Annotated in this window: 21 protein-coding genes and 1 tRNA gene; 11 read left to right on the plus strand and 11 right to left on the minus strand. The window is 64.8% G+C overall.

The window, feature by feature from the left end:
• Nucleotides 1–205 precede the first annotated feature (205 nt).
• A complete protein-coding gene (locus NLI84_RS00055; protein WP_255987279.1) occupies nt 206–2,506 on the plus strand; it encodes a glycoside hydrolase family 76 protein in 2,301 nt (766 codons plus the stop codon).
• Nucleotides 2,507–2,918: 412 nt separating this feature from the next.
• Entirely contained in the window at nt 2,919–4,472 is a 1,554-nt protein-coding gene (locus NLI84_RS18885) for a carbohydrate-binding protein (RefSeq protein WP_284699750.1), read from the plus strand.
• Nucleotides 4,473–4,719: 247 nt separating this feature from the next.
• On the opposite strand, the gene hslO is transcribed toward NLI84_RS18885, so the two are convergent.
• Genes hslO through orn form a run of 5 tightly spaced genes read right to left on the minus strand, consistent with a single transcriptional unit; the run spans nt 4,720 to nt 7,721 of the window.
• Nucleotides 4,720–5,586, minus strand: coding sequence for an Hsp33 family molecular chaperone HslO (gene hslO, locus NLI84_RS00070; RefSeq protein ID WP_255987280.1), 867 nt, complete (start codon nt 5,584–5,586; stop codon nt 4,720–4,722).
• 8 nt (nt 5,587–5,594) lie between these two features.
• Complete coding sequence (locus tag NLI84_RS00075; RefSeq protein WP_255987281.1) at nt 5,595–6,089, minus strand: NanQ anomerase/TabA/YiaL family protein; 495 nt, start codon at nt 6,087–6,089, stop codon at nt 5,595–5,597.
• Entirely contained in the window at nt 6,086–6,667 is a 582-nt protein-coding gene (locus NLI84_RS00080) for an Ntn hydrolase family protein (RefSeq protein ID WP_255987282.1), read from the minus strand. Before NLI84_RS00080 ends, NLI84_RS00075 begins: the two co-directional genes overlap by 4 nt.
• Nucleotides 6,664–7,152, minus strand: coding sequence for a CinA family protein (locus NLI84_RS00085; RefSeq protein WP_255987284.1), 489 nt, complete (start codon nt 7,150–7,152; stop codon nt 6,664–6,666). Before NLI84_RS00085 ends, NLI84_RS00080 begins: the two co-directional genes overlap by 4 nt.
• Nucleotides 7,152–7,721: an oligoribonuclease gene (gene orn, locus NLI84_RS00090; protein ID WP_255987285.1), complete on the minus strand. Its 570-nt coding sequence runs from the start codon at nt 7,719–7,721 to the stop codon at nt 7,152–7,154. Before orn ends, NLI84_RS00085 begins: the two co-directional genes overlap by 1 nt.
• Nucleotides 7,722–7,918: 197 nt before the next feature.
• Between orn and NLI84_RS00095 the strand changes: the two genes are divergently transcribed.
• The 5 genes from NLI84_RS00095 (at nt 7,919) to NLI84_RS00115 (ending at nt 12,483) form a co-directional block, all read left to right on the plus strand.
• On the plus strand, nt 7,919–9,061 hold the full coding sequence (locus NLI84_RS00095; protein WP_255987286.1) for an MFS transporter: 1,143 nt from the start codon (nt 7,919–7,921) through the stop codon (nt 9,059–9,061).
• A gap of 68 nt (nt 9,062–9,129) precedes the next feature.
• A complete protein-coding gene (locus NLI84_RS00100; protein ID WP_255987288.1) occupies nt 9,130–10,377 on the plus strand; it encodes a M48 family metallopeptidase in 1,248 nt (415 codons plus the stop codon).
• A 30-nt stretch (nt 10,378–10,407) separates the two neighbouring features.
• Nucleotides 10,408–10,722, plus strand: coding sequence for a 4a-hydroxytetrahydrobiopterin dehydratase (locus NLI84_RS00105; RefSeq protein ID WP_255987290.1), 315 nt, complete (start codon nt 10,408–10,410; stop codon nt 10,720–10,722).
• Between the two features lie 7 nt (nt 10,723–10,729).
• Complete coding sequence (gene rsgA / locus NLI84_RS00110; protein WP_255987292.1) at nt 10,730–11,608, plus strand: ribosome small subunit-dependent GTPase A; 879 nt, start codon at nt 10,730–10,732, stop codon at nt 11,606–11,608.
• Between the two features lie 107 nt (nt 11,609–11,715).
• The gene (locus tag NLI84_RS00115; RefSeq protein WP_255987293.1) at nt 11,716–12,483 is read left to right on the plus strand and encodes a DUF3943 domain-containing protein; all 768 of its coding nucleotides are present in this window, start codon (nt 11,716–11,718) and stop codon (nt 12,481–12,483) included.
• Here NLI84_RS00115 and NLI84_RS00120 read toward each other — a convergent pair.
• Nucleotides 12,461–13,027 carry a DUF2062 domain-containing protein gene (locus NLI84_RS00120; protein ID WP_255987295.1) on the minus strand — a complete coding sequence of 189 codons (567 nt, stop codon included), beginning with the start codon at nt 13,025–13,027 and terminating at the stop codon, nt 12,461–12,463. The two genes, NLI84_RS00115 and NLI84_RS00120, sit on opposite strands and share 23 nt — an antisense overlap.
• A gap of 162 nt (nt 13,028–13,189) precedes the next feature.
• Here NLI84_RS00120 and NLI84_RS00125 point away from each other — a divergent pair, with 162 nt between their 5' ends.
• A complete protein-coding gene (locus NLI84_RS00125) occupies nt 13,190–15,391 on the plus strand; it encodes a RelA/SpoT family protein (RefSeq protein WP_255987296.1) in 2,202 nt (733 codons plus the stop codon).
• A gap of 97 nt (nt 15,392–15,488) precedes the next feature.
• On the opposite strand, the gene NLI84_RS00130 is transcribed toward NLI84_RS00125, so the two are convergent.
• Nucleotides 15,489–16,439, minus strand: coding sequence for a tRNA dihydrouridine synthase (locus NLI84_RS00130; protein WP_373316865.1), 951 nt, complete (start codon nt 16,437–16,439; stop codon nt 15,489–15,491).
• Nucleotides 16,440–16,533: 94 nt separating this feature from the next.
• Between NLI84_RS00130 and NLI84_RS00135 the strand changes: the two genes are divergently transcribed.
• Nucleotides 16,534–17,142, plus strand: a complete 609-nt coding sequence (locus NLI84_RS00135) for a LexA family protein (protein ID WP_255987298.1) — start codon at nt 16,534–16,536, stop codon at nt 17,140–17,142.
• Nucleotides 17,143–17,366: 224 nt separating this feature from the next.
• On the plus strand, nt 17,367–18,908 hold the full coding sequence (locus NLI84_RS00140; RefSeq protein WP_255987299.1) for a serine/threonine-protein kinase: 1,542 nt from the start codon (nt 17,367–17,369) through the stop codon (nt 18,906–18,908).
• 94 nt (nt 18,909–19,002) lie between these two features.
• On the opposite strand, the gene NLI84_RS00145 is transcribed toward NLI84_RS00140, so the two are convergent.
• Nucleotides 19,003–19,076: transfer RNA gene (locus NLI84_RS00145), tRNA-Gly, on the minus strand.
• A 50-nt stretch (nt 19,077–19,126) separates the two neighbouring features.
• Nucleotides 19,127–20,116 carry a biotin synthase BioB gene (gene bioB / locus NLI84_RS00150; RefSeq protein ID WP_373316866.1) on the minus strand — a complete coding sequence of 330 codons (990 nt, stop codon included), beginning with the start codon at nt 20,114–20,116 and terminating at the stop codon, nt 19,127–19,129.
• Between the two features lie 231 nt (nt 20,117–20,347).
• On the opposite strand from bioB, the gene NLI84_RS00155 reads away from it, so the two are divergent.
• Nucleotides 20,348–20,878 (plus strand): ComF family protein, encoded by a 531-nt coding sequence (locus NLI84_RS00155; protein WP_255987300.1) that lies wholly within the window; start codon nt 20,348–20,350, stop codon nt 20,876–20,878.
• 165 nt (nt 20,879–21,043) lie between these two features.
• On the opposite strand, the gene NLI84_RS00160 is transcribed toward NLI84_RS00155, so the two are convergent.
• Together NLI84_RS00160 and NLI84_RS19090 are read right to left on the minus strand one after the other, a co-directional pair.
• Nucleotides 21,044–22,138 (minus strand): SGNH/GDSL hydrolase family protein, encoded by a 1,095-nt coding sequence (locus NLI84_RS00160; protein WP_255987301.1) that lies wholly within the window; start codon nt 22,136–22,138, stop codon nt 21,044–21,046.
• 149 nt (nt 22,139–22,287) lie between these two features.
• Nucleotides 22,288–26,133 carry a translocation/assembly module TamB domain-containing protein gene (locus tag NLI84_RS19090; protein ID WP_255987302.1) on the minus strand — a complete coding sequence of 1,282 codons (3,846 nt, stop codon included), beginning with the start codon at nt 26,131–26,133 and terminating at the stop codon, nt 22,288–22,290.
• Nucleotides 26,134–26,137 lie beyond the last annotated feature (4 nt).

Genomic DNA, 26,137 nt, shown 5'->3' on the forward strand with positions numbered 1-26,137 from the left:
CTTTCATTATTGAGTAGGCGTGCTTAGCCGGCGCGTATCGCAGTGGTCTCTTGCCGCTTGTGAGCGCGCGGCTGGCGCCGCCGACATGGCCCGGTTTCGCCTCTCGCGCGCTCGCACGAGCCGCTCTACGCTGTAGCCGGGCCGAACAGAGCCCGACACGACAAGCCGGTCCCGCCGACCGGCGCCTCATACGGAGAGAGATGACATGAAATCTGCACTAATCGCGCTGTCGTTCGCGCTGGGACTGCCTGCCGCGCAAGGCCTCGACTACGGCCCGGTGGCCGATGCACTGCAGGCCAGCACCAGTAGCCAGTTCGCCAACACCAACCCCGTGTTCTACAAGCAGAACAATGGCAGTGCGAGCAATAGTGGCAACTTCAACTACTGGTGGAATGCGCATGCCCTCGACACGCTGGTCGATGCCTACCAGCGCACCCGCGATCCGGCCTACCCACCGCGGCTGAAAGCGCTGCTGCAAGGCATTCGCAGCAAGAACGGCAATACCTACCGCAACACCTACTACGACGACATGGAATGGCTGGGCCTGGCCAGCCTGCGCGCGCACGAGCTGACCGGCGACAACGAATACCTGCAGGTGGCCGAGGAGCTATGGGGCTATATCAAGGGCGGTTACAGCAGCGGCCTGTTCTCTTGGAACAGCGATTGCGCGCCCGCCTGCAAGAACACCATCGCCTCGACCCCGGCCATCATCCTCGGCGCCCGGCTCTATGGTCTGCGCGGCGGCGCGGCCGACCTGGCGCTGATCCAGGAGGCGTACGGCAATGTGCGGCGCCTGCAGGTCGACCCGGCCAGCGGCGCGGTCTGGGATTCGGTGAGCCTGGTCACCGGGGAAGCCAACAAGGCGCGATATTCGTACAACCAAGGCATGTACATCGGCGCCGGGCTCGAGCTTTACAAGCTCACCGGCAACCGGGCCTATCTGGACGATGCGCTCAAGACCGCCAACTGGGCCCTCACCGGCTTTACCCAGAACGGCATGCTATTCGCCGGCGAATCCGGCAGCGGCGATGGTGGCCTGTTCAAGGGCATCCTGGTGCGCTACCTCGCGCTACTGGCGCGCGAAGGCGCGCTGGCCGCCGCCGATCGCAGCCGCATCAACGATGCGATCCGCTACAACGCCCACATCCTGCACAGCAAGGGCCTGTTGCGCCCGAATATGCTGGCCGGTGCCAACTGGTCGGCGCAGCCGGGCACGGTGATCGATTCCTCGGTGCAGCTGGCCGGGCTGATTCTGTTCGAAACCGCCGCGGTGCTCGACTATCCGACGTTCTACCAGCACTACAACTACAACGGCCGCGCCACTGCGCTGCCGCCGGGGCGCTATACCACCGCCGACCTGTCCGCCCGCGGTATCGCCAACAACGATGTCACCTCACTGACCGTAGCGCCCGGTTGGAGCGTGGTGCTGTACGACGGCGACAACTTCACCGGCGCCAGCATTACGCGCAGCAGCAACGACAACCTGCTCAACAACGCCGGTTTCAACGACCGCGCGAGTTCCATACTGATCCTGCCGCCGGCCGAGAGCCCGGGCCTCACCGTCTACCAGAACTGCGACTTCACCGGCTACGGCGTCACCCTGCCAGGTGGCGATTTCAACCTGGCGCGGCTACAGGGCGAGGGGCTGGTCGACAACGATCTCTCGTCGTTGCGCGTCACCACCGGCTACCGCGCGTGGTTCTATCAGGATGACAACTACGGCGGTGCCGCGTACGTCTCGACAAGCAGCGACAACTGCCTCGTCGACAATGGCTACAACGACAACATCTCGTCGCTCAAGCTCAAGGCGGACGGCTACACGGGCCTTGCCGGGAAGTACTACCTGAAGAACGGCTACAGCAGCCTCTACATGGATGTCTACGACGGCAGCATGGCCAACGGCGGCCGCGTGATCCAGTGGACCTACAGCGGCGGTGCCAACCAGCAGTTCGAGTTCAGCCATCAGGGCAATGGGGTCTACGTGATCCGCAATGCCAAGAGCGGCAAGGCGCTCGATGTGACCGACGTCAGCCCGGCCGACGGCACCCCGTTGCAGCAATGGGATTACAGCAACAACGCCAATGCCCGTTTCATCGCCTACCCGGTCGGTGGCAGCAGCTACCAACTGATCCCTATCCACAGCGGCAAGAGCCTGCGGGTGGGCAATGGCAATGCCGGCAGCAATGTGGAACAGTGGAGCAACGACAACCAGAACACCTCGTACTGGCAACTGATCCCCGTCGGCACCAGTCCCACCCCTGTGCCGACGCCGCTTCCCACGCCAGTGCCAACGCCTCAGCCCACCGTGCAACCCAGCACCCCGACCCCCACGCCGCCCGGGACGAGCTGCAGTGTGGCGAGCTGGAGCAGCGCCGCCATCTATACCGGCGGCCAGCGAGTGAGCTACGCCGGGCATCTGTACGAGGCCAAGTGGTGGACGCAGGGCGAGCAACCCAACCTGTCCGGGCAATGGGGCGTGTGGAAGGATCTGGGAGCCTGCAACTGAACGACGAGGCGCCCAGAGAGCAGGCCAACGTCGGCTTAGCCCGCCGGCTGGCCAGCTCCCTGCCGGCTGGGGCGGTCCGACGGCCAGCGGTTACGCGGCGGATTTCCGAGCATAGTGGGCGCCCCAGAACGCGCCAGCGCTGCCTGACGCCCGCTTCGGGCTGGCATCCGGCCTTGCTTGCGCAGCTGTCATTCATGAAGTGACCGGCACGCATACAACACCCTAACACCTTGTTTCAAAAATACTTTTACTTTCCAGCTCGGTCACTGGTGAATTTGCCTGCGTTGCGCATTTTCCTCCCACTTATTCATCGGGCATAGTCGACGCCGCGTGCATTTCAAATAAGGCCCGGCCCGCGTCGTAGCGGCCGGCCAAGCCAGCGCGCGCTTAACCACGGGATGGAGATGGAACAATGCAATTGAATCAATGGATGATATTGGCCCCCGCCATGCTGGCCGCTGCGGTTGCCCATGCAGCCCCTGGCTGGGATGCGGCCCAGGTCTACACCGCCGGGATGGTAGTGAGCTACAACGGCCAGGACTGGAAAGCCAAGTGGTGGACCCAGGGCGACGTACCCGGCGCGGCCCAATGGGGGCCGTGGGAGGCACAGGCCGCCGTGACCCCCACGCCGGTGACGGTGACGCCGACGGTCACGCCGAGCCCGGTCACAGCCACACCAACGCCGACGCCGCTTGCCCCGTCTCCCACCCCGGTCTCGCCCACACCGGTCACACCGACACCGGTCACTGGCAACAGCCCCGCCTGGCAAGCCAGCGTCGCCTATGCCGGCGGCCAGCGTGTCTGCCTCAATGGCATCCTCTACGAAGCAATCTGGTGGGTGCAAGGTGAGCGTCCAGACGTCAGCAATCCATGGGGCCCATGGCGCAAGATCGGCACCTGCCCGGTCGGTCCCACCACGCCGACCCCGGTCACACCCACGCCAGTGACGCCAACGCCAGTCACCCCGACTCCTGGTACCGCCCGTATCACCGCGGTCAAGGTGGAAACCTGGCGTAACGGCGCGGCGAGCGCCTATTCGATGGTGCATGACGATTTCTGCTACGAAGTCAGCGACAGCCATATCAATGTCGCCGAGCCGGCGCTGTACCAGCGCGGCCTGGTCGCCGCCTTTGCCGCAGTCACCAGCGCGTGCCAGCCGGCGCACTGGACTGCAGCGCAGACCTTCATCGCCCACGGCCACGAGCTCGCCAATCACACCCGCACCCACCGTCCCAGCAGCGATGCAACCTGGCAGGCCAGCGCGGAAATCGGCCAATCGACCCAGGACATCGCCAGCCACCTGAACGGCTACCAACCGAGCTACCTGGTCTGGCCCAACGATACCGCGACCGAAGCCGCGCTCACAGCCCTGCGCAACACCGCCGGCTATCTCGGTGCGCGCGCCTCCAATCGCGATTTCGGCGGCGGCAACATCCAGTACGGCCTCGCAGCAGGCGTGAATGACGCCCAGTTCAACGACCCGTTCATGGTGCAGTGGGATCTGTTCACCGCCAACAATCAGTGGTCGCTCTACCCTTCGGGCGAACTGCTCAACCTGCATGTCGACGCTGCGATCAGCAAGGGCGGCTGGGCTACCCGCACCGTGCATGGCGTGGGCACCGTCGGCTACGAGCCGGTGCCGGCGGCGCGCTATCTCGCCCATCTGGACTACGTGAAGGGCAAGGTCGACGCCGGATTGTTATGGGTGGCCACGCCATCGGACGTGATCCGCTACCGCTATGCCCGCGAAGCCTGCGCCCCGACGCTGGCCGCCGACGGTAAGTCGCTGAGTTTCCCGACCGGCAACGCGCAGTGCCAGAAGTATGCGACGCCGATCACGCTGGAGCTGACCGCCACCGGCGCCATCGCGCCACGTCAGGGCACGACCGTCCTGCCGGTGATCGACCTGGGTAACGGACGCTACCGGGTCACCGTACTGCCGAGCGCGGGCGCGCTGAATCTGTAGCACCGCAACGAAAACGGCCCGGTACGTCCGGGCCGTTTTTTTGGTTGCAGCCAATGTGTTTCATGTGGCGACATCACCCGGTAGACGACGATCCTCGTCGCCCGTAACTGGACACCGCCTCAGTCGATCGACGTCCAGCCCAGGGGCCCGCGTTGATCGTCCTCGTGTGTCTAGCACGGGCGATACTCAATACCGACGGGTTGTTGCTGCGGGCGCGGATGGCGCCCTGTTTGTTCAACCCGTCCGATCAATGCACCCGACGCCCTGCCGGATCGGTGCCATGGCCAGCAAACAGCTGAGCCACATCCACCGTATCGAAGTGGTAGTCCTTGCCACAGAATTCGCAGGTGATATCGACCTGGCCTTTCTCCTCCAGTACGCCAGCGATTTCATCGTGCCCCACCATCTTGAGCATGCCGCCTACGCGTTCGCGCGAGCAGGTGCAGGCAAAGCGCAGACTGGCCGGGTCGAACACGCGCACCGTTTCCTCGTGGAACAGGCGATGCAGGATCTCACGCGGCGGCAGGCCCAGCAGCTCGTCGGCGGTGATGGTTTCGGCCAGGCGCTGCGCGCGATCCCAGGCATCGGGGTCGCCCTGGCCGGCCGGCAGCTTTTGCACCAACAGGCCCGCCGCCTTGCCCTGGCCCACCGCCAGCCATAGCCGCGTGGCCAGTTGCTCCGAGCTTTCCATGTAGTGCTCGATGATCTCGTTCACGCGCTGGCCCGGCTCGAAGCCGACGATACCCTGGTACGTTTCGCCTTCCTTGGGCTCCAGCGTGATGACGAAGCGGCCGCGCCCCAGTAGTTCGGCCAGTGACAGCTCCGGCACATCGCCTTCCCAGCGCGCGGTGGCCCGCAGCGTATTGTCGCTGGTGCACTCGACCACGATCAGCTTCACCACGCCGGTGCCGTGCAGTTGCATGATCAAGGTGCCGTCGAACTTGAGCGTGGCCGACAACAGCGCGGCGGCGGCCATCAGCTCACCGATCAGCGTCTGCAACACCGGTGGGTAGGCATGGCGCGCCAGCACTTCCTGGTAGGCGTGATCGAGCTGGACCAGCTCGCCACGCACCGGGGCGTCATCGAACAGGAATCTTTCGAGCGTATCTTGCATGGGGGTCCTTATGCCGCGGTTGGCGGTAATGTTTCGAACAGGCTGCGGTGGATCTTCACCACGGCCTTGCGGATGGGCATCGCGGCGCCGACCGCGCAGCAGGGGCGATGCAGCTCGCCCGGCCAGAACACGAGGAACTCGCCCGGGCGCAGCACGACCTGCACCTCGCGCTCGGGTGCCGCGAAGAAGGCAATATCGTGGCGATCGCGTCGGTCTTCCAGTACCGGCAGCGCGGCATCGGCCAGCGCCACGCCGTAGCGCTCTTCGCCCGCCAGCAGCAGCTGGATATCGGCGTGCTGCACATGCGCCTCCGGGCGCTTGCTCTCGATCGCCCCGGTCAGCGGCTCCTGGATCAACAGGAACATCGCCTCGCCTTCCAGCGCATGGCGGCCCGCCGGCAAGCTGGCTAGGTCGAGACCGGCGAGGTGCGCAAGCGCGCGGTTGACGACGGCCGGGTATTGCCCAGGTTGCGCCAGTGCCTCGGTGTAGCGGCCGTGGATCATCGCTGCGCGCTCCCCAGCGCCAGCGTGTACAGCGTCATCGGCAGGCTGGAGCTGATGTCGAACGCACAGCCGGCCTCGACGCCGACACGCGCGATATCGGCGGCCGATAGGTCGTCGCGCTCATACACCGCATGCATGGCGCCGATCGCGTAATCGCGCCCGGTGCCGATGGCCCAGAAGCGCTCGAACTCGTAGACCTCGCGCAGGCTGTACACGCCAAAGATGCCGACTGCGTTGGCGAGCAACACCGTCATCTGGCTCGACTCATAGGGGTCATCCTCCTCCTCGTCGGTCTTGAGGAAGAAGTCTTCCTTGAGCTTGGGATGCAGCTTGCGAAAGCTCTCGAAGATCGCCTGGCGGCCACCGAAATCGAGCGACTTGGTCTTTTTCAGCAACGACTGCAGCACGAGATCGTGCGCGGCGCTGCCGGCGATCGAGAAATAGGCGTCGTGCGCCTCGAAGATCTTGTTCCACTTGGCGTCGAACGGCGCCGCCAGGCGGGTGTCGCCAAAGGTGGACTGGCTGTCGGCGGCGATCGCCACCTCGTTGTTTTTCTTGACGACGACGACGGTAGTCATCGGGACTCCTCGATCAGATGATTGAGCCGCGCCAGCGCGTGGCGCACCGTGGCCGCGCGCACGCTGGCCCGGTCACCGGCAAACACGCGGCGTTCGGTCACGATGCCGGCGGGCGTGGCCCAGGCAAACCAGACGGTCCCTACGGGCTTGTCGGGCGTGCCGCCATCGGGCCCGGCAATGCCGGAAACGGCGATACCGTAGCGTGCCCCGGCTCGCTCGCAGGCGCCCTGCACCATGGCCGCGACCACCGGTTCGCTCACGGCACCCAGGCCCTGGATAAAGGCCGGCGGCACGTCCAGCATGTCGATCTTTGCGTCGTTGGCGTAGGTGACGTAGCCGCGCTCGAACCAGGCCGAACTGCCCGGCACGTCGGTGATGGCGCCGGCGATCAGCCCGCCGGTACACGATTCGGCCGTCGTCACCGTGGCGCCGCGTTGCAGCAACAGCTCGCCGAGCAAGGCGGCCTGGGCAAAGGTTTCCACCATCAGTCGCTCGGCAGCTCGGCAGCGGGGACCTTGAGGAAATGCTCGCGATAGAACTTGAGCTCATCGATCGATTCGCGGATATCGGCCAGCGCCGTGTGCGCGCCCTGCTTCTTGAACAGCTTGTACACGTCCGGGCGCCAGCGCTTGCACAGCTCCTTGAGCGTGGAAACATCGAGATTGCGATAATGGAAATAGCTTTCCAGCTGCGGCATCCAGCGCGCCATGAAGCGGCGGTCCTGACCGATCGAGTTGCCGCACATGGGCGAGCTGCCCGTGGGCACGTATTGCTCGAGGAAGGCCTGCGCCTCGCGCACCACGTCATCCTCGGACAGCGTCGAGGCCTTGACCTTGTCGATCAGGCCGGAGCGGCCATGGGTGTTCTTGTTCCAGTCGTCCATGCCATCGAGTACGGCGTCGGGCTGATGCACCACCCACACGGGGCCTTCGGCGATCAGGTTGAGATTGGAATCGGTGACGATGACGGCGAGCTCGATGATGCGGTCGTTCTGCGGGTCTAGCCCGGTCATTTCCATGTCGAGCCAGATCAGGTGGTTCGCGTCCTGCGCCATGGCAGCCTCTTTGAGCGGGAAAAACCGCATTTTAGCATCGCCGTCCGCCCGGCCCTCGCTGCATTGGTACCACGACGAGCCCGGCCGCCCGTCGCGCCATCGATGCAAACGGCATCGATCCAGCTGACGGAAACCTTAAAAAGAAGCATCAGGGAGCCGGTCATGTGTGCAAAAGTGCACATGGCAAGGAGCAGGTCATGCGCCCGTACACGATCAAGGACTGGTGCGGCTGGAAGCTCAAGCGCGCCATCACGCAGAACGACCACCGCGAGCGCATACATATCCAGCGCGTCGCCGGCGTCTATCGCGACCAGGTGTACAGCGATGCTTCGCGCTGGCTGGAACTGAAGGTGGTCGATCTGCAACGCAACGGGCGGGACAAGGCGCTGGCCGACCGCATCGCCCATTTGCACCGCATCCACGCACCGAACTGGCGCGAGTTGTTCGAGCTGGAGCTCTTGCTGATCGTGACGCTGCCGCGCACCGAACTGCTGACCAAGTACCCGCTGGCGTGCGAGCTCAATCGCTCGCGCGGCGGCGACGTGACCAGCAACGACGAGGAAAAACGGCTGCGCGAATATTGGGAGGCACTGCTCGACGAGCAGCAGGCACGCAACGCGCCCAAGGCCGTGCCTGCTGCCAGCCAGCCCTCCGCTAGCGCAACCGCGCAGAACCAGGCCTTGCCGGCAGCACCCAGCGTGCTCCCCACATCGCCAGCCATGCACGACGGCCAGCCCGATTCGCGCGAAGAGATGCTGCGCGCCCATATGCTGAACATGACGGCGCAGATGCAATGGGAGTATCGCAAGCTGGTCGAGCGCGAGGCCAGTGTGGGGCGCACCCGCCTCTTCATCATCTGCACCTCTTTTGTCCTGCTGCTGTGCTGGGTATTGGGCCCGTCGCTGGCAGCGCAACTACCGTGGCTGGAAAGCCGCTGGGAAACCCTGGCCATCCAGACCGCGCTGGGCTTCGGCCTGCTCGGCGCCTTCACCAGCATGATGCGGCGCTTCAACGCCATCCAGCCCGACACTGATGACGGCGTGCCGCAGCCAGGCTCGGCGCGGCTGCTGGCCTCGATCGATTTCAGCCGCTGGTCGCTGTTCTCCGCGCTGGTGGTGGGCAGCGTATTCGGTTTTCTGATCTACCCGCTGTGCGTATCGGGCCTGCTCGACGGCTCGGCCTTCCCGGCCTTCAGCAACGACAGACACCTGCTGCCGGAACTGCGCAACATCGCCAAGCTCGCGGTGTGGAGCTTTATTGCCGGCTTTGGCGAGAAGTTCGTACCCGACATCATCGATCGGCTGGGCGCGATGAAGATCGAACCCAAAGTAAGCAAGTAGGCGCTGACGGCGCGCTCTGCGATAATTAAGGCTTGCCGCTGTCCGGCATGGCTACCCGAGTTGCCCGCATGTCCGCCTCCCAGTTTTCCGCCCTGTTCGCCTTTGCCCTGTTTGCCAGCGTGCTGCTGCAGCTGTGGCTGGCGCAGCGCCATATCAACCATGTACGGCGTCATCGCGCCGCCGTGCCAGCCGAGTTTGCCGAGACCATCACGCTGGAAAGCCACCAGCGCGCCGCCGACTACACGGTGACCAAGGTCCGCTTCGGCATGGTGGTAACCATCGTCGAGGCCATCATCCTTACCGGCTTCACGCTGGGTGGCGGCATCGAATGGCTGGTCACGCAGACCAGCGCCTGGTTTGGCGACGGCGTGCTCGCCGGCGTCACCATGATCGCGTTGCTCGCGGTCATCCACACCGTGATCACGCTGCCGTTTTCCTGGCATGCCACCTTCGGCATCGAGGCCCGTTTCGGCTTCAACCAGAGCACACCCAAGCTGTTCATCGTCGACCTGGTCAAGACAGCGGCGATCGCCGCGGTGATCGGCTTGCCACTCGTGGCCGGCGTGCTGTGGCTGATGGGCGCGATGGGCACGCTGTGGTGGCTATGGGTCTGGCTGGCGTGGATGGGCTTCTCGTTCGCCATCATGTGGATCTTCCCGACCTGGATCGCACCACTGTTCAACAAGTTCGAGCCGCTGCCGGACGAGGGCCTGCGCGCGCGCATCGAAGCGCTGCTGGCGCGTTGCGGCTTTACCACGTCGGGCATCTTCATGATGGATGGCTCCAAACGCTCCAGCCACGGCAACGCCTATTTCACGGGCTTTGGCAAGACCAAGCGCATCGTGTTTTTCGATACGTTGCTCAAGCAGCTCAACGGCGACGAGATCGAGGCGGTGCTGGCGCACGAACTCGGCCATTTCAAACGCCGCCATATCGTCAAGCGCCTGTCCTGGACCTTCGCGCTGATGCTGGGCCTGCTGTGGCTGCTGGCGCAGCTGATGCAACAACCGTGGTTCTATCAGGGGCTGGGCGTGACCACCGCCAACACCGCCACCGCGCTCACCCTGTTCTTCCTGGTGTTGCCGGTCTTCACCTTTTTGTTCGGGCCACTGGGTTCGTTCATGTCGCGCAAGCACGAATACGAGGCCGACGAGTTCGCCGCCGCGCAGACCCGCGCTGGCGACCTGGTCACGGCCCTGGTCAAGCTCTATCGCGACAATGCGGCCACGCTGACACCGGACCCGCTGCACAGCCTGTTCTACGACAGTCACCCGCCTGCCAGCCTGCGCATTGCGGCCTTGAGGCGGCAGGCCTAGAACGGGGTATCGCCCGAAGGAGCTACCGCCATGTCGCTGAACCAGGAAAGCTGTATCGCCAACGCCACCGCGCTCTCCGCGGTGGAAGCCGAAATGCTGGTCACCGAGCTCGACGACTGGCTGATTGGCGGCGACAAACTGGAAAAGACCTTCCGCTTCAAGCAGTTCCACGACACCATGGCCTTCACCAATGCTGTCGCGTGGATCGCGCACCGCCAGGATCACCATCCCGATCTCGCGGTCAGCTACGGCCACTGCAAGGTCAGCTGGAGCACTCACTCGGCCGGCGGCCTCACCCGCAACGACTTCATCTGCGCCGCGCGCGTCGATGCCCTTACCCGTTAGGAAACCATTGAGCGAAACCGCCACCATCGTCACCAGCCACGGCCGTGTCTACATCATCGAGATGGCAGACGGCCGCCGGCTTTCCGCCACTACGCGTGGCAAGAAAACCGATTACGCCTGCGGCGACAAGGTCGGCATCAAGGTCCTGAACGGCGAGCAGGCGGTGATCGAGACGCTGACGCCACGCCATACCCTGCTGTATCGCTCTGACCAGTGGCGCGAGAAGCTGATCGCCGCCAACGTGACGCAGATCGTCGTCGTGGTCGCGCCGGTGCCCAGTTTTTCCGAGGAGTTGATCGGCCGTTGCCTGATCGCCGCTGAGGCGGGCGACATGGCGCCGCTGATCGTGCTCAACAAGAACGACCTGCCCGAGGCCGAGGCCGCACGGCAAAGGCTTGCATTCTGGCGCGGGCTCGGTTACCCCGTGCTGGAGCTGTCGGCCAAGCAGGATGTGAGCCCATTGCGCGCCGCGCTTGCCGGCCACACCAGCGTACTGGTCGGCCAGTCCGGCATGGGCAAATCGACGCTGACCAACGCGCTGGTGCCCGAGGCCAATGCCCGCGTGAACGACATCTCGGTAGCGCTCGATTCGGGCAAGCACACCACTACGCACGCCGCGCTGTACTGGCTGGACGCGGACGCCGCACTGATCGACTCGCCCGGCCTGCAATCATTCGGCCTGGCCCACGTCGGTGTCGACGCCCTGCCCCACGCCATGCCGGAGCTGCGACCGTTGCTCGGCCATTGCCGCTTCCATAACTGCCGCCACCGCGTCGAACCCGGCTGCGCCATCCGCAACGCGGTCGATGCCGGCGACGTCCGAGCTGACCGGCTGGCGCTATTGCACCGGCTGCAGGACGAGCTCACCGCCGCGCAAAGTTACTAAAGCGCCGGTTGGCACGATCGGGCAAGCCACCGGCTGGTGATTGCCCACTTGGCCGCTATGCTGGGTGCAGAAAGGCGTAATCCAGCCTCTCGTAGCCCGGAGCAAGCATGAAGCGCTTTCGCCACCAGCTTGAACTGCTGTTGCTGCTGACCGGTATCCTCTGCGCCTCGGGCCCTGCAGCCGGCGAATCTGCCCCCATCCAGCCCGCTACTTCCGCGTCGTCGCCCGACTGGCCAAATCTGAAGCGCGACACCTGGTACTTCATCGGCTATCAATTCGCAGCGACCGGCATGCTTTATGCCTTGCCCGAAGACATCACCCACTTCGACCGCGACAACGCCAGCTTCGACCAATACTGGGACAACGTGACGCACCCCCACTGGGACGAGGACGACGGCTTCGTCAATTATGTGCTGCACCCCTACTGGGGCGCTGCCTATTACATTCGGGGACGCGAGCGCAATCTAAGTCGCTGGCAGTCGTTCTGGTATTCGGCCCTGCTCTCCACCCTGTACGAATACGGTGCTGAAGCGTTTTTCGAACCCGTGTCCTACCAGGATCTGATCGTCACCCCCGTGCTCGGCTCCTTGATCGGCGAATTGCTGTTCAGCCCCTTGCGCGAACACATCCACGCCCAGGAAACCCCACTGGACTGGACCGACCACACCCTGCTGGTGCTGACCGACCCCCTGGGTGCGCTGAACCAGCTGACCGATTCGTTGTTAGGCAGGCGGACCATGGTCTCGGTCACTCGCCTCAATCCGGCGCGCCTGCATTTTGCCGATAGCTACCCCGGCCTTGGGCAACGCGGCATGGGGACGGAACAGGCTCGCGCCGATGCACCATGGGGACTCATCGTGCATTTTTCCTGGTAATGCCGTTGCGCCGAGCCCGGCGGCGTAGCTCCCAGTACACATGCAGCCGCCAGAACACCTTGACGGCGAACCAGCCGGCTACCGCCAGCAGCGCGGTCAGTACCGGCAGGCCGACCAGCAGCGGCACACCGAGCGACCACATCCAGTGCCACAGCGCCAGCAGCCAGTCACCAAACGCGTGATCGCTGAACGACGGCATGGCCGGCATCGCCGCCGTGCCACGCCGACCGGTGAGCATGCCCCCGATCTGCACCGCCAACCAGTACAGCGGCCCGATCGTCAGCGGGTTGGTGTAGAACGTGGTAAGCACCGCCACCGGCAGGTTCACCCTGAAGCCCAGCGCCAACAGGCTCGCCGTGATGATCTGCAACGGCCCCGGAATCATGCCGCCGACGGCCCCGGCCGCAACGCCGCCCGCGACCGAATGCCGGTTCAGATGCCACAGGTTCGGGTGGACAAACCAGTGGGCATAGCGCTTGAGGAAGGCGTTTTCCTCCAGCCGATCGCGGTTGGGCAGGATGTGACGCAGTAACTTGCGGGGCATGAAACGTCAATTTCCAGGGTTGGGGTGATAACCGGCTTCAAGAGACCGGCTGAAACGGGCAAAATTCCATACATTGTTGGCACAGTGCAGGCCGGCGCGACGCATCATGCAGGCAGATGCCGCGCGCCGCCAGCTTTCGGTCTACGCAGCACACAGGACACCATGGTCGCCGTTACCCGCCCGCTTGCCCTCTCGATCGCCCAGGCCGCCGACCCGCAAGCATGGCTGGCGCAGCTGGCGCCGCGCTACAAGGCAGACGACATGGCGCGCGTGAGCTCCGCGACGCAATGGATCGCCGAGCTTTACGGCAAGCAGGTGCTCGCCGAGAGCAGCGGCGAGCTGTTCCAGCACGCGGTGGCCAGCGCCTCCATCGTCGCCGACCTCAATCTCGATACCGACGCCATTATCGCCACGCTGACCTTCGCCGTGCCCGATCAGCTGGCCGATGGCATAGACGTGCTGCGCCAGCGCTTCGGCGAACAGGTGGCGCGCCTGGTCGAGGGCGTCGGCCGCGTCAAGCGGCTCGATATGCTGGCGCACGCCAACCATGGTAAGCCGCAAGAGGCCGAAGCGCAGATCGAGGCGCTACGCAAGATGCTGCTCGCCATGGTCGAGGATATGCGCGTGGTGCTGATCGTGCTCGCCTGGCGCACGCAGACCATGCACGAACTCGTCGGTGCGCCCGATTCGGTGCGCCGCCTGCGAGCACGTGAAACGCTGGACCTGTTCGCCCCGCTCGCCAACCGGCTGGGCGTGTGGCAAATCAAGTGGGAACTGGAAGACCTCGGCTTTCGCTACCTCGAACCCGAGACCTACAAGAAGATCGCCAAGCTTTTGGACGAGCGCCGCGTCGATCGTGAACGCTTCATCAACGAAGTACTCGACACCTTGCGCACCGAGCTCAAGGCTGCCGGCGTCAAAGCCGACCTGATGGGCCGCCCCAAGCATATCTTCAGCATCTGGAAGAAGATGCAAAAGAAGAAGCTCGACTTCTCCGAGCTCTACGACATCCGCGCGGTGCGCGTGCTGGTTGACGACCTGAAGGACTGCTACACCACGCTGGGCATCGTCCACAACCTGTGGCAACCGATCCCTGGCGAGTTCGACGACTACATCGCCCACCCCAAGGGCAATTTCTACCGCAGCCTGCACACCGCCGTGATCGGCCCGCAGGACAAGGCACTCGAGGTGCAGATCCGCACCTTCGAGATGCACGAGCACGCCGAATACGGTGTCGCCGCGCACTGGCGCTACAAGGAAGGCGGATCGAGCGACTCCAAGTATGAGGAAAAAATTGCCTGGCTGCGCCAGCTCCTCGATTGGCGCGAGGATATGGCGCAGGAAACGCAGCTGGCCGATGCGTTCAAGGCTGAGCTCTTTGACGACAGCATCTACGTGCTGACGCCGGCCGGCCGGGTGATCGCGCTGCCCAAGGGCAGCACGCCGGTCGATTTCGCCTACCATCTGCACACCGATCTGGGCCACCGCTGCCGCGGCGCCAAGGTGAACGGCGCCATCGTGCCGCTGTCGACTGCGCTCGAAACCGGCCAGCGTGTCGAGATCCTCGCCGCCAAGGAAGGCGGCCCTAGCCTCGACTGGCTGCATCAGGGCTACGTGAAGAGCCACCGTGCCGCGCAGAAGATCCGCTACTGGATACGCCAGCAAAACCTCGACATCGCCATCGAGGCCGGTCGCAACATCTACGACAAGGAAGCGGCCCGCGTCGGGCGCACCCGCGTCAACCAGGAAACGGTGGCGCAGCGGCTCGGCATGAAGAACTTCGACGAGCTGTGCGCCGCGCTGGGTCAGGGCGAGCTGACGCTGCGCGCGCTCGACGATGCGCTCATCGATGAGCACCGGCCGGAAACGGAAGCGCCGGGCCCGGTGGACGACGTGATCCGCGCCGCCCGTGCCGACCAGCAGGGCGAAGGCATCTTGATCGAGGGCGTCGACAAGCTGATGACGCTGCTGGCCAAGTGCTGTAAGCCGGTGCCGCCCGATCCGGTGATGGGTTTCGTCACCAAGGGCCGCGGCATCTCCATCCACCGGAGCGACTGCGCCACGCTCAAGCGCCTCGCCGCCGGTGCGCCCGAACGGCTGATCAGGGCAGACTGGGGCGCGCAGAGCAACAACGTGTTCGCGGTCGACATCATGGTCGAGGCGCACGACCGCCCGGGCCTGTTGCGCGACCTGACCGACGTGATGGGCCGCGAGAAGATCAATGTCACCGCGATGAACACGCTGTCGAAAGACGCACGCGCACGCATGCGTTTCACGGTCGAGATCAAGAGCGGCACCGAACTGTCGCGCCTGTTTGCCAAGCTCAGTGATGTGGGCGGCGTGGTGTTCGCCCAGCGCGCCTGACGTTCAACGTGCAACACGGCGACCCGCTCGGCCCGGGGCGGCTTGGTATCCCCTCGAAAAGCCTTGCGCAACAAGCCCGACAACGCTTCACGCGGCTTCAGGCAGGCAGCGCTTGCCGCTCCAGCATGGCCTTCAGCACCTGCTCTATCACCAAGGGATCGGTGACAGTGCGGATCTGCAGGAACAGCGCCCCTGCCTGCGGGTGGATGCGCCGCAAGTACGCCAGCCACTGCTTGACTCGCCCGGCTTGATGCTTGGGCATGCACGATAGTTTCACCTTGTCCCAGAACGGCAACAGTAACGGCGCGATCTCGTCCCAGCCGGCCCCTGCCTCACCGCGCACCCGCCGCGCCAGGCCCGGGTCGGCAACGATACCGCGCCCCAGCATCACGTGCTCGCAGCCCGAAATGTCGCGACATCGATTGAAGTCATCCACCGTCCAGATTTCGCCATTGGCGATCACCGGGATCGCCACCGCCTCGCGGATCGCCGGGATTTCCTCCCAGTACGCAGGCGGCCGGTAACCCTCGACCTTGGTCCGCGCATGGACCACCAGCTCGGCGGCGCCGCCGGCCGCCAGCGCCTGCGCGCATTCGAGCTTGCGGCTCTTGTCCTCGTAGCCCAAGCGCATCTTGGCCGTGACCGGAATTGCCGCCGGCACGGCAGCACGCACCTTAGAAACGATCTCGAACAGCAGTTCCGGCTCGGTCAGCAGCACCGCGCCACCGCGGTGGCGATTCACCGTCTTGGCCGGGCAGCCGAAGTTGAGATCGATGCCGGCCGGATGCATCGTCGCCAGCTTGGCGGCGTTCTCGGCGAGGCACACCGGGTCGGACCCTAGCAATTGCACCCGTACCGGTACGCCCGATGGCGTCCTGCTGCCGGCGAGCAACTCTGGGGCGATGCGATGGAAAAAGCGATGCGGCAGCAAGGTGCCCGACACCCGGACGAACTCGGTCACCGCAATATCCACGCCCCCCAGCCGGGTCAGCATGTCACGCAGGATATGATCGAGCAGCCCCTCCATCGGGGCGAGGTAGATACGCAAGGTAATGAAACCAAAAGCAAAACCGGCATTGTACCGGAAGCGCCACAGCTGCGTTTGACAATGGAACGAGCGTTCGGCTAAGCTAAACGAACGAATGTTCACCTTGGATGCCAGCATGGGCAACCCGAACCGCGATCAGGAATACCTCGGCAAACTGCAGGACTACTACGCCGACTTCCGCAACCTACCTTCTTACGCCGTGATCGGCGATCTGCTGGGCATGGCGTCCAAATCGGCCGTGTCCGCGCTGGTCAAGCGCCTCACCTTAGCCGGTTTTGTCGAAGTGACCCCCGATCGGCGCTTGGCGCCGACCAAGCGCTTCTTCGAGCGTGACCTCGCCGACTTCAACGTTCCGGCCGGCCTGCCCGCCGCGGCCAACGACGCGCTCAGCGAATCGCTGACCATCGACGAATACCTGATCCCGCGCCCGTCCAACACGGTGCTGGTGAAGGTGCGCGGTGATTCGATGATCGAAGGCGGCATCCACGACGGCGATATCGCCGTGGTCGAGAAGCGCCACGCCGCCAATGTCGGTGACGTGGTCGTCGCCATCGTCGACGGCGAATACACGCTGAAGGAACTGGGTCGCGACAAGCAGGGCTATCTGTTGTTGCCCAAGAACGTCGATTTCGAGCCGATCCGCCCGCAGGAAGGGCTGGAAATCTTCGGCATCATGGTCGGGCTGATCCGCAAGTATCGCTAGAACCCGGCTAGTGTCGGCGCTCCATACCCACGCTCTGCTGCGCGGGTACGCGCCGTCGCCCCCTGCCTTGGAACGGGAATCGGCGATGGCCTGCCGCCGCATGCGGAACCATTCGTCCTGGCTGTACGCTACTTCACAACGAAGCAACCGCATGCTCTGCCAGGGTGGATGCAAACCCGTTCCATCTGGGACAATGCGCCATCATGCGCACCGCCCCTACGCCAATGACTGTCCGGTCTATTGCCCACTACCAGCTGATCAGCCGCCTCGGCCAGGGCGCGATGGGCGTGGTCTATCGGGCGCGCGACACTCGGCTGCAGCGCGACGTGGCGCTCAAGTTGCTGCAGCTCTCGCCCGCCGAACAGGCCGACGATGACTATGCAGCCCGGCTGTTGCAGGAGGCCCGCTCCACCGCTCGGCTCAACCATCCGGGCATCATCACCGTCTACGACTGCGGTGAATGGGAAGGCAAGCCTTACCTTGCGATGGAGCTCGTCAGCGGCAATACGCTGAAAACACTGCTGGAAGAGCGAGGTCCGCTGACCATCAAGCAGGTGATGAGCCTCGCCAAACAGATGCTCGACGCGCTCGCGCACGCGCATGAGCAGGGCGTGGTCCACCGTGACATCAAGCCCGCCAACCTGATGCTGGCGGCAGGTGGCCGGGTCAAGATCATGGATTTTGGCATCGCCCAGCTGCCCGCCAGCGAACTGACCCGCACCGGAACGCTGCTCGGCTCACCGCGCTATATGGCGCCCGAGCAATTGGGCGGCGGCAAGCTCGATGGTCGCGCCGACCTGTTTGCTACCGGCGTGGTGCTGTACCAGGCGCTGACTGGCCAACTGCCTTTCGACGGCGAGCAACCGATCGCGATTGCCTACCAGATCCTGCATGCCGAGCCGGTTCATCCGCGTGAACTGCGCCCGGACGCGCCGGAAGCCTTGTCGGCACTGATACTGCGCTGCCTCGCCAAGCGGGTGGACGCACGCTATCGCGACGCCCGCAGCGCACTGGCCGATCTATTGCGCCTGCAACGCGCGCAGGCCGGCCCAGTGGAGACCGGCGCGCATGCCACCGTCACATCGGCGCCCGCTACCGAGTTCGTGGAAATATCAAAAGATGCAGGGCGCCTGGCCCAGCGCACGGCGCGTGCAATGTGGCCCTATTTCTCGCGCGCGCTGGCCTGGCTGCGGATCAACCTGCCGCGAGCCGGGTCAGCCCTTGCGCGCGCAATGATCTGGCTCTGGCCGCGGATACACGCCGCAGCCACGGCTGGAGGCAAAATCGGTCAGCGTGGCTGGAAGCGATATCGTTTATTGTCGCCGCGCGGTCAGCTCATCGGAGCCGGCGTAACCACACTGTTTGCCGCACTGCTGGCCGCCGCGCTGCTCAGCCAACCGCCGGCACCGACAGCGGTGCAGGCCGAGATTGCGACGGCACCGCCCGCTCTCGCTCCTATGCCCCAAATCAAGCTCGCTCCCACCACCGAAGGGGTGCCACCCGAATCGGTACCCGAGGTGGTGGAGGTGGAACGCCCCAGCACTCAGTACGAGCCGGTAGAAGCCGATGATCGCCAAGCAACGCTCGAAGCCCTGGAGCCCGAACCCGCGCCGCCAGCGCCCGAAGCCGAAGTCGGACAGGAACTGAAACAGGCCGGGACCGGCTTCAAACAGGCGATCGGCGACGCCTGGGACTGCCTGCGCGGCCGGGCGGCCTGCCCCGAAGCACAGCCAATCGAGACACGTGAACAACGCCGCGGCCCGTGATCTTGGCGCTTCGCGCGCGATGTGCCTAGCTTCGCTAGCGCAGCTTGAAGCAACCAAAATAAAAGCCACAACTGCGCAGTCGTGGCTTTTATTTTGGAGCGGGCGATGGGAATCGAACCCACGGCTCTAGCTTGGGAAGCTAGGGTATTACCATTATACGACGCCCGCGCAGCCCGCATTCTATGCGGGTTTGCAGCCCTTGGCTAGGTAGGCAGGCGCTAAAGCGGTGCCAGATCCAGCTTGGCAAACAGGCGGCGATCCCCCTCGACATCGGGGTTGCCCGTGGTCAGGAGCTTGTCGCCATAGAAGATCGAATTGGCCCCGGCCATGAAGCATAGCGCCTGCATCGCTTCGGGCATTTCGCGACGGCCGGCCGAGAGCCGCACGTAAGCCTTGGGCAGCGTGATGCGGGCCACCGCGATGGTGCGGACGAACTCGGTCCAGTCGAGCGGTTCGGCATTCTCAAGCGGCGTGCCCGGTACCGGCACCAGGTTGTTGATCGGCACTGATTCGGGCTGAGGATCGAGATTGGCCAGCTGCGCGATCAGGCCGGCACGCTCCTCGCGGGTTTCGCCCATGCCGACGATGCCGCCGCTACAGACGTTGAGGCCGGCCTTGCGCACCTTGCCCAGCGTATCCAGGCGATCGTCGTACTCGCGAGTGGTGACGATATCGCCATATTTTTCCGGCGCGGTATCGAGGTTGTGGTTGTAGTAATCGAGGCCAGACTCCTTGAGCTGTTCGGCCATACCATCCTTGAGCATACCGAAGGTGCCACAGGTTTCCAGGCCCAGCGATTTCACCCCGGCGATCATTTTCTTCAGCTCGTCCAGATCCCGCTGCTTGGGGCCGCGCCAGGCCCCGCCCATACAGAAGCGACTGGCGCCGTTTTCCTTGGCGATACGCGCGGTTTCGATGACTTCGTCGGCGCATAGCAGTTTCTGGTTTTCCACACCCGTGTGATAACGCGCCGCCTGCGGGCAATAGCCGCAATCCTCGCTGCACCCGCCCGTTTTCACCGACAGCAGCGTCGAGAGCTGTACCCGATTGGCATCGAAGTGTAGACGATGCGTCTGTTGTGCACGGAACAACAGATCGTTGAAGGGCAAGTCGAACAGCGCCAGCACGTCGGCCGCCGCCCAGTTTTGAACCATGGCATGCGGTGTGGTGCGTTTGATTACTATGGGCTGGGTATGCGAGGCGTTCATGGGCGTGGTCTACAGTGGTTCTGCTGGATTGTCGGCAGCCCAAGCCCTCATTGTCAAATTTCGATGAACGAATTTCTGAACAAATCATTACACCGGATGCGATCTGCCTTCGAGGCGCTACCGAGCGATTGCCTGTTCTGCGGGGTGCCCTGCGCGCACGGCCTGTGCTCCGGCTGCTGCGCCGAGCTGCCTAGGCTCCCCTCCCCGGCATGCCCGGTGTGCGCCGAACCGGTGCCTGTCGCCGGCGTCTGCGGCCGCTGCCTTGCCGCCGCGCCAGCCTTTACCCGGACCTACGCCTGCTATCGCTATGATGGCTGGCTGGCCGCAGCCATCCAGGCCGCGAAATTCGGTCAGCGCTGGAGTATTTTCCCTGTGCTGGCACAGGCCATGCTGTGTGAAATGGCAGCTGTCGACGTCAATCTGATCGTCCCGGTGCCGCTGGCCGCAACCCGGCTTGCGGAGCGCGGCTACAACCAGTCGGTCGAGATCGCGGCCGTGCTCGCCAAGGGCTGGCGGCGGCCTTTGCTCACTGATCTGCTGCTACGCACGCGCGATGGCGAACACCAGGCCCGGTTACGGCGCAGCGCCCGGCTGCGCAACCTGCGCGCGAGCTTCGAAACGGCCCGGCTGCTGCACGGCGAGCATGTGCTGCTGGTCGACGACGTGATGACCAGCGGCGCCACACTGCAAGCCTGCGCCAAGACCCTGTTGCGCGCCGGCGCCGGCCGGATCGACTGCTGCGTACTAGCACGCACACTGTGATCATCACGTGGTGTTGGCCGGTTGCGGCGCGCTCGCGCTCCGCGTGCGCAGCAAGGCGCATCGGCATGGTTGCCCTGCAGCCCAGGCCGACTGGCGGCGACCCGCTCCGAGCACCACCACCATGCACAAGGGCCCCGAAGGGCCCTTGTGCTGTATTGCGGGTACTTAGCTGCCGAGCGCCTGCAGAACTGCAGCCGCCCAGACCTGGTGACCACGTGCGGTGGGATGTACGCCATCCGCAAACAGATAGCTCTGGTCCGCCCCGGCCGAGACCAGCGTTTTTTCCGAGCAGATCAGCGCGGTCAGCGTGCTCGCATCGCCCGGAGTGGTGTAGCTGGTGCAAGCCGGAGTGGTGACGTTCACGAAGCCGAAGCTCGCCGGTGCAGCAATGGCTTGAGTGATCAGTGCCTGGGTGTCGAAGACCACGACGCCGCTATTGCTGCTGGCGAGTGCCGACTTCACCGCCGCGTTGTAGTTGGTGGAGAGCGTGGTTGCGAGCCCGGCCAGCGGCGTATTACGGAACTGCGGTGTGGAGCCCAGGTCCGGCAGGTTGGCGTAGACGATATGGGTTGCCCCGGCGGCCTTCAGGCGCTGAATCTGCGTCACCATGGCCGTGACGGTATTGCTGATCACGGTTGGGGCATTGGCACCCAGTGAAGGATTGCCAGCCACCTGCTTGAGGAAGGCGAAGAAGTCGTTGGCACCTCCCTGGATCAGCACCAGCTGGTTGCCGTTGAACGCATTGCCGTGCTCCGCGAGATAGTCGCCGATCTGCGTGGAAATCGAACGCGCCGTCGCGGTCTGTACCGGCACGGTGCCGACGCCCGGGATGGTCTGGTTCTGCACGCCGCCATTGGGCGCATCGACCTGCACGGTTGCCGCTCCCTCGGCGTAGTTGAGGCCACCCAGCTCGAATACCTGGCCGCCGCGGCCAACCACGCCGAAGTTCACCTGCTGATTCGACGTCAGCGGCAATCCCAGCGCCAGCGCCACATAGCTTACCCAGGTGCCGCCTGGCTTGGTGGTGAACATCAACCCCACCGGCACGTCGTTGCTAGGATCGGCATCGGCCGTGGTCGGGTTGTAGGTACCGCTGTCGCTCAGGCTGTCGCCGAAGGCGACGATCTGGTTGAAACCGGCGGCTTGGCCAGGCGTGGTGGGAGTAACATTCTCGGTGTCGCCACCACCGCCGCAGGCTGCCAGCAGCAGCGTGATCATCAAAGCGGCCAAAGGCCGGCGTACGCGCATCGTGTTGCTCACGAAGGTCTCCTGGGGTTTGTTGTCGCGGCAGCCCTGTACGGGCCATCCGTCTGATGAAATATCGCCGACCTCAATTTTGGAACAATAAGCGGTTTCGGCAAGCAATGCGTTTGAAACGGTGAGCGCACCGCGGTGCATGCCTCTCATTTCTAGTCAAAGCTGATCGTGTAGAGCATGTCCGCCTCGCTTTCATCGGTACCGAAGCGGGTGACGAAGGACCAGCGCCGCGACAGCAGCACCGTCATCGACACCGCATCCGACAAACCGTCAAAGCTTTTTTCCAGCCCCACGCGCAGCCAGCGGCCGATGCGCTTGCTGACTGTCACCACCTGCGCGGTCGTGCCGTCCGAGCGCTCCGACGAGGAAAACCCGACTTCGTCGATACCCAATGAGTCGAAGATCTGGTCGGTGACCCCTTCGCCCGGGTTGCCTTCGGTCAGGATCGCGTTGAGCGCTTGGACCATCACCGCCGCATCGCCCTTGTCCATATTGTCGGCGCCATGGCCGAACAGCAGCCAGGCCAGCTTCTCGTTATCGGACACATTGGGATCAGAATACAGCGTCACCTGCGGCGACATTGCGCTGCCCTTTACCTGCACCCCGGCCTCGACCGCGCCCCCGCGCCGCACCGCCAGGATGTCGAGCCCAGGATTGTCGATCGGGCCGGCGAATGACAGGATGCCGCGCTCGATATCGAGCTTCTGGCCGTAGGCACGGTAGGTTCCTTCATCCACCCGCACCACGCCGCGCGCCGACAGGGCGGCATCCGGGCTGGCGTGAAAGCGCAACGCCCCCGACAACACCGCCTCCAGGCCGTAGCCACGGAAAGTGAAATCGTCGCCCAGGTCGACATCGAAGCTGATGTCCGCAATCTTGAGTTGTCCACCAGAACGATCGCGCTCGCGGCCGACGACGACCACGTCATCGGATAGCGCGGGGACATCATTGCCACGGTATTCGATACGCCCGCGGTTGGCCTTGAGATTGCCGCTGACCGACAACCCCGCCACGCCATAGCGGATATCGCCCCTGCCGCTGACCACCAGGACCACGTCCGGCCGGTTCACCAGCAGCAGCTCGTTCGCATTGATCACCGCCTCGGCAGCCGCGTCGTCGCGGCTGAGATCGACCGCGCCGCTGGCGGTGAGCGTGCCGCTGCCGCCCTTGAAGCTGAACGTCTGCAGCAATACCTTGCGCTCGCTCAGCGCAATACCGAGCTCGCCATCCCGCAGCCGGATCCCCGTGGCCTTGTCGTGCACCGCCAGCTTGCTGCCGCTGAGCGAACCGCCGAAGACCGGTGCCGCCAGCGGGCCACGCCGCCGCACATCGAGCTTCAGGCTGCCCGCCAAAACCACGCTGTCGGACAACAGCGGCGCTATCTTGGCAAGGTCGGGCAAATCGCCGACGACCTTCATGTCAATATCGGCTTCCGGCACGAGCTGCAGGCGGCGGGCATCGATCCGGCTGGCGCCATTGACCGCCAGATGGCCGAAGCGCTGGCTCGCCACCCTGGCATCCACCGTCACCGCGGAGGCACGCGACTCCAGCGTTGCCTGCAGTTCGGCCAGTTCCAGCGCCTGCATCGTCCTGCCCACCTTGCGGCGCACGTCGCCGGACAAGCGCTGCAGCGTGACGCGGCCATCCAGCGTTTGCGCCAGTTTCACATCCCATTGCGCGGCCAGCAACAGATCGGTTTCCAGCCCGGGAACCGGGTTAGCCAGACCCAGCCATTCGGCGACATCGAGCCGCGGTGCGCTGCCGCGCGTCTGCAGCTGGCCATCGCGCCACACCAATCGCTCCAGCCTGAGCTGGCTGCGGCCCGCCTCGATCGTGGCCGCCCCTAGCTCGACTCGCCCTGCGCCCAGTTTGGCGACAACAGGGTCAAGCAGTCGCACCGGCAGCGGTCCCTGCCCTTGCAGCCGGTTGATCCGGCCGCTCCACAGCCAATTCGCGTCAAAGCCGCCATTGGACTGCAATGCCAGCGACAACGGATGCTCACCGTATCCGCCAGCCGCGTCGAAAGCCAGCTGGTGGCGCGCGCGCGTGCCAGTCAGCTGCAGCGACAAGGTATCGATGCGGGCGTCGAAGCCCGTGGCATTGCGCACGGCGGCCTGCAGCTTGAGGGGGCTGTCGAGGTCCGGATACAGGTCGGCATCGATGGTAGCTTCGGCGACGTTGAGGCCAAAGGGAGTCTGCAGCGTGTCGGCGTCCAGATCGATCTGCAGACGTGGTTTTCGCCAGTCGCCGCGCGCCAGTACCCGGCCCAGCACCCGGCCGTGATAACCGCGCCCGACCTGTTGCAATTCCTTGAGCGCCACATCCACGGTCAGCGTGTCGTTGGGCCGGCCCAACGCCCCCTTGGCCGCGACGCGGTTGTCACCCAGGCTGAGCCAGAAATCGGCGCCATGCAGTTGTTCAGCGCTCAGTGCCAGCTTCCCGCTGCCGGCGAGCGGATAGCCGTTAAAGGCGCTGGGCTGCAGCGCATAGGCCAGCGTCATGGTGAGTGCCGGCTTGAGTGCCCCGGCGAGATCAAGCTTGCCGCTGATCTCGCCTTGCGGCAGTGGCGCGTAATCGGCCGGATTCCAGCGCTCGGCCAGCGCCGTCAGCTTGAAATCCTGTTTCTCGAAGCCAAACTCGCCACTCGCCTTCAAATGACTGTTGCCGCGCCGCAGCAGCAGTTCGCGCAAGGCAAGGCGGCGTTCGCGATCCGGATTGATCCAGCCGAGCTTTGCCTGTGCGGCGGTCTGCAGCCTCGCGTCCTTCACGTCGAGTACCACATCCGGTGCGCGGTAAGGGCCGCTGAGCGTCACGGTGCCGCCCAGTTCGGTCGGGATCAGCGACTGCTGCAAGGCCTGCAGATCGAGCTTGGCCAGCGCGATCTGTAACCGCAATGTGTCGCGCGTGAACTGCCCGCCTCCCGTCAGCGTGGCACCGGCCGGCAAAGCAGCCTTCAACCGGGTCAATGTCAGCCAGTCCTCGCCCACGGCAAACTCGGTGCTCACCCGACTGAACGGCAGCAGGCCTTCGTCGATGCGGCCAATGAGGTGATTGTCGAGCGTGAGGCTGCCGACGGCGCCCTTGGCGGTCGGAGCTAGCGTCAGCACCAGCGCAAGATCGGCGCGCGGCAAGCCCGGTTGCAAGGCCGCCGGATCGATATGCTCAGCCGCCAGATCGGCCTCGAGCAGCATGGCGTAGGCATAGGGCGCGAACGCATCGAGCCGCAACTTGACGTCCATCTTGAGCTTGTCCCCCCCGACATGCCCGGCCACGCCCAGATTGCGCAAACCGCCCGACAGCGTCAGCGCCGTATCGACCACGTAGTCGTCGATCTTGCCGCCGAACGCCAGCTTGCCGCTGGTGGCAAACGGCGCACGGCCATCAAGCCGCAGGCGGCCAGTGGCCCGGCCGCGCGGCGTCAAGAGCTGTCGCAGGTCGAGTTGGTGGACATCGCCATCGCTGGCCAGGCTTGCGCGCACGGCTTTCAACTCGACTGGCGTGTTCAGCACGCGCAGCCGCGCCAGCCGGATTTCGTCGACACGGATCGCCAGCGGCAGCGACAGACTGTCCGGCGGCGGCGTCTTGGGCTTGTCGGGCGGTTGTGGCTTCGCCGTGATATCGACCGCACCGACCTCGAGCAACTGTGCCGCAATCTGGCCGTGCCACAGCGCGCGGGGCGACCACAACAGGCGGATGCGGTTGACCGCCACGTGCACCGATTCGGTGTCAACCACGAGATCGCTCACCACCAGATCGCGCCACAGGCTCCCGGACAGCGCGCCGATCCGGGCCACGCCCGTGGCATTCACGCGCTCGACCAGCCAGGCGTGGCCGGAGGGCGTATCGAGCCAGCGCACCAGGCCAAACCCCGCCGCGATCAAGACCAGCAACGCGCCCGCAAGCCCCCACCACAGCCAGCGCCTGCGGCGCCGGGGCGTCGATGAATCTGTGGCCAGGGGTGACTCGGCGGCGACCGGCATGTCGGGTATGCGCTCCACTTCG

Origin of the sequence: Chitinolyticbacter albus (genome assembly GCF_024437655.1) — a bacterium.
Taxonomy (GTDB): Bacteria; Pseudomonadota; Gammaproteobacteria; order Burkholderiales; family Chitinibacteraceae; genus Chitinolyticbacter; species Chitinolyticbacter albus.

Coding starts and splice junctions, on each gene's coding strand:
- NLI84_RS00055 (WP_255987279.1), top strand. CDS start 206: ATGAAATCTGCACTAATCGCGCTGTCGTTCGCGCTGGGACTGCCTGCC.
- NLI84_RS18885 (WP_284699750.1), top strand. CDS start 2,919: ATGCAATTGAATCAATGGATGATATTGGCCCCCGCCATGCTGGCCGCT.
- hslO (WP_255987280.1), bottom strand. CDS start 5,586: ATGCAAGATACGCTCGAAAGATTCCTGTTCGATGACGCCCCGGTGCGT.
- NLI84_RS00075 (WP_255987281.1), bottom strand. CDS start 6,089: ATGATCCACGGCCGCTACACCGAGGCACTGGCGCAACCTGGGCAATAC.
- NLI84_RS00080 (WP_255987282.1), bottom strand. CDS start 6,667: ATGACTACCGTCGTCGTCGTCAAGAAAAACAACGAGGTGGCGATCGCC.
- NLI84_RS00085 (WP_255987284.1), bottom strand. CDS start 7,152: ATGGTGGAAACCTTTGCCCAGGCCGCCTTGCTCGGCGAGCTGTTGCTG.
- orn (WP_255987285.1), bottom strand. CDS start 7,721: ATGGCGCAGGACGCGAACCACCTGATCTGGCTCGACATGGAAATGACC.
- NLI84_RS00095 (WP_255987286.1), top strand. CDS start 7,919: ATGCGCCCGTACACGATCAAGGACTGGTGCGGCTGGAAGCTCAAGCGC.
- NLI84_RS00100 (WP_255987288.1), top strand. CDS start 9,130: ATGTCCGCCTCCCAGTTTTCCGCCCTGTTCGCCTTTGCCCTGTTTGCC.
- NLI84_RS00105 (WP_255987290.1), top strand. CDS start 10,408: ATGTCGCTGAACCAGGAAAGCTGTATCGCCAACGCCACCGCGCTCTCC.
- NLI84_RS00115 (WP_255987293.1), top strand. CDS start 11,716: ATGAAGCGCTTTCGCCACCAGCTTGAACTGCTGTTGCTGCTGACCGGT.
- NLI84_RS00120 (WP_255987295.1), bottom strand. CDS start 13,027: ATGCCCCGCAAGTTACTGCGTCACATCCTGCCCAACCGCGATCGGCTG.
- NLI84_RS00125 (WP_255987296.1), top strand. CDS start 13,190: ATGGTCGCCGTTACCCGCCCGCTTGCCCTCTCGATCGCCCAGGCCGCC.
- NLI84_RS00135 (WP_255987298.1), top strand. CDS start 16,534: ATGTTCACCTTGGATGCCAGCATGGGCAACCCGAACCGCGATCAGGAA.
- NLI84_RS00140 (WP_255987299.1), top strand. CDS start 17,367: ATGACTGTCCGGTCTATTGCCCACTACCAGCTGATCAGCCGCCTCGGC.
- bioB (WP_373316866.1), bottom strand. CDS start 20,116: ATGAACGCCTCGCATACCCAGCCCATAGTAATCAAACGCACCACACCG.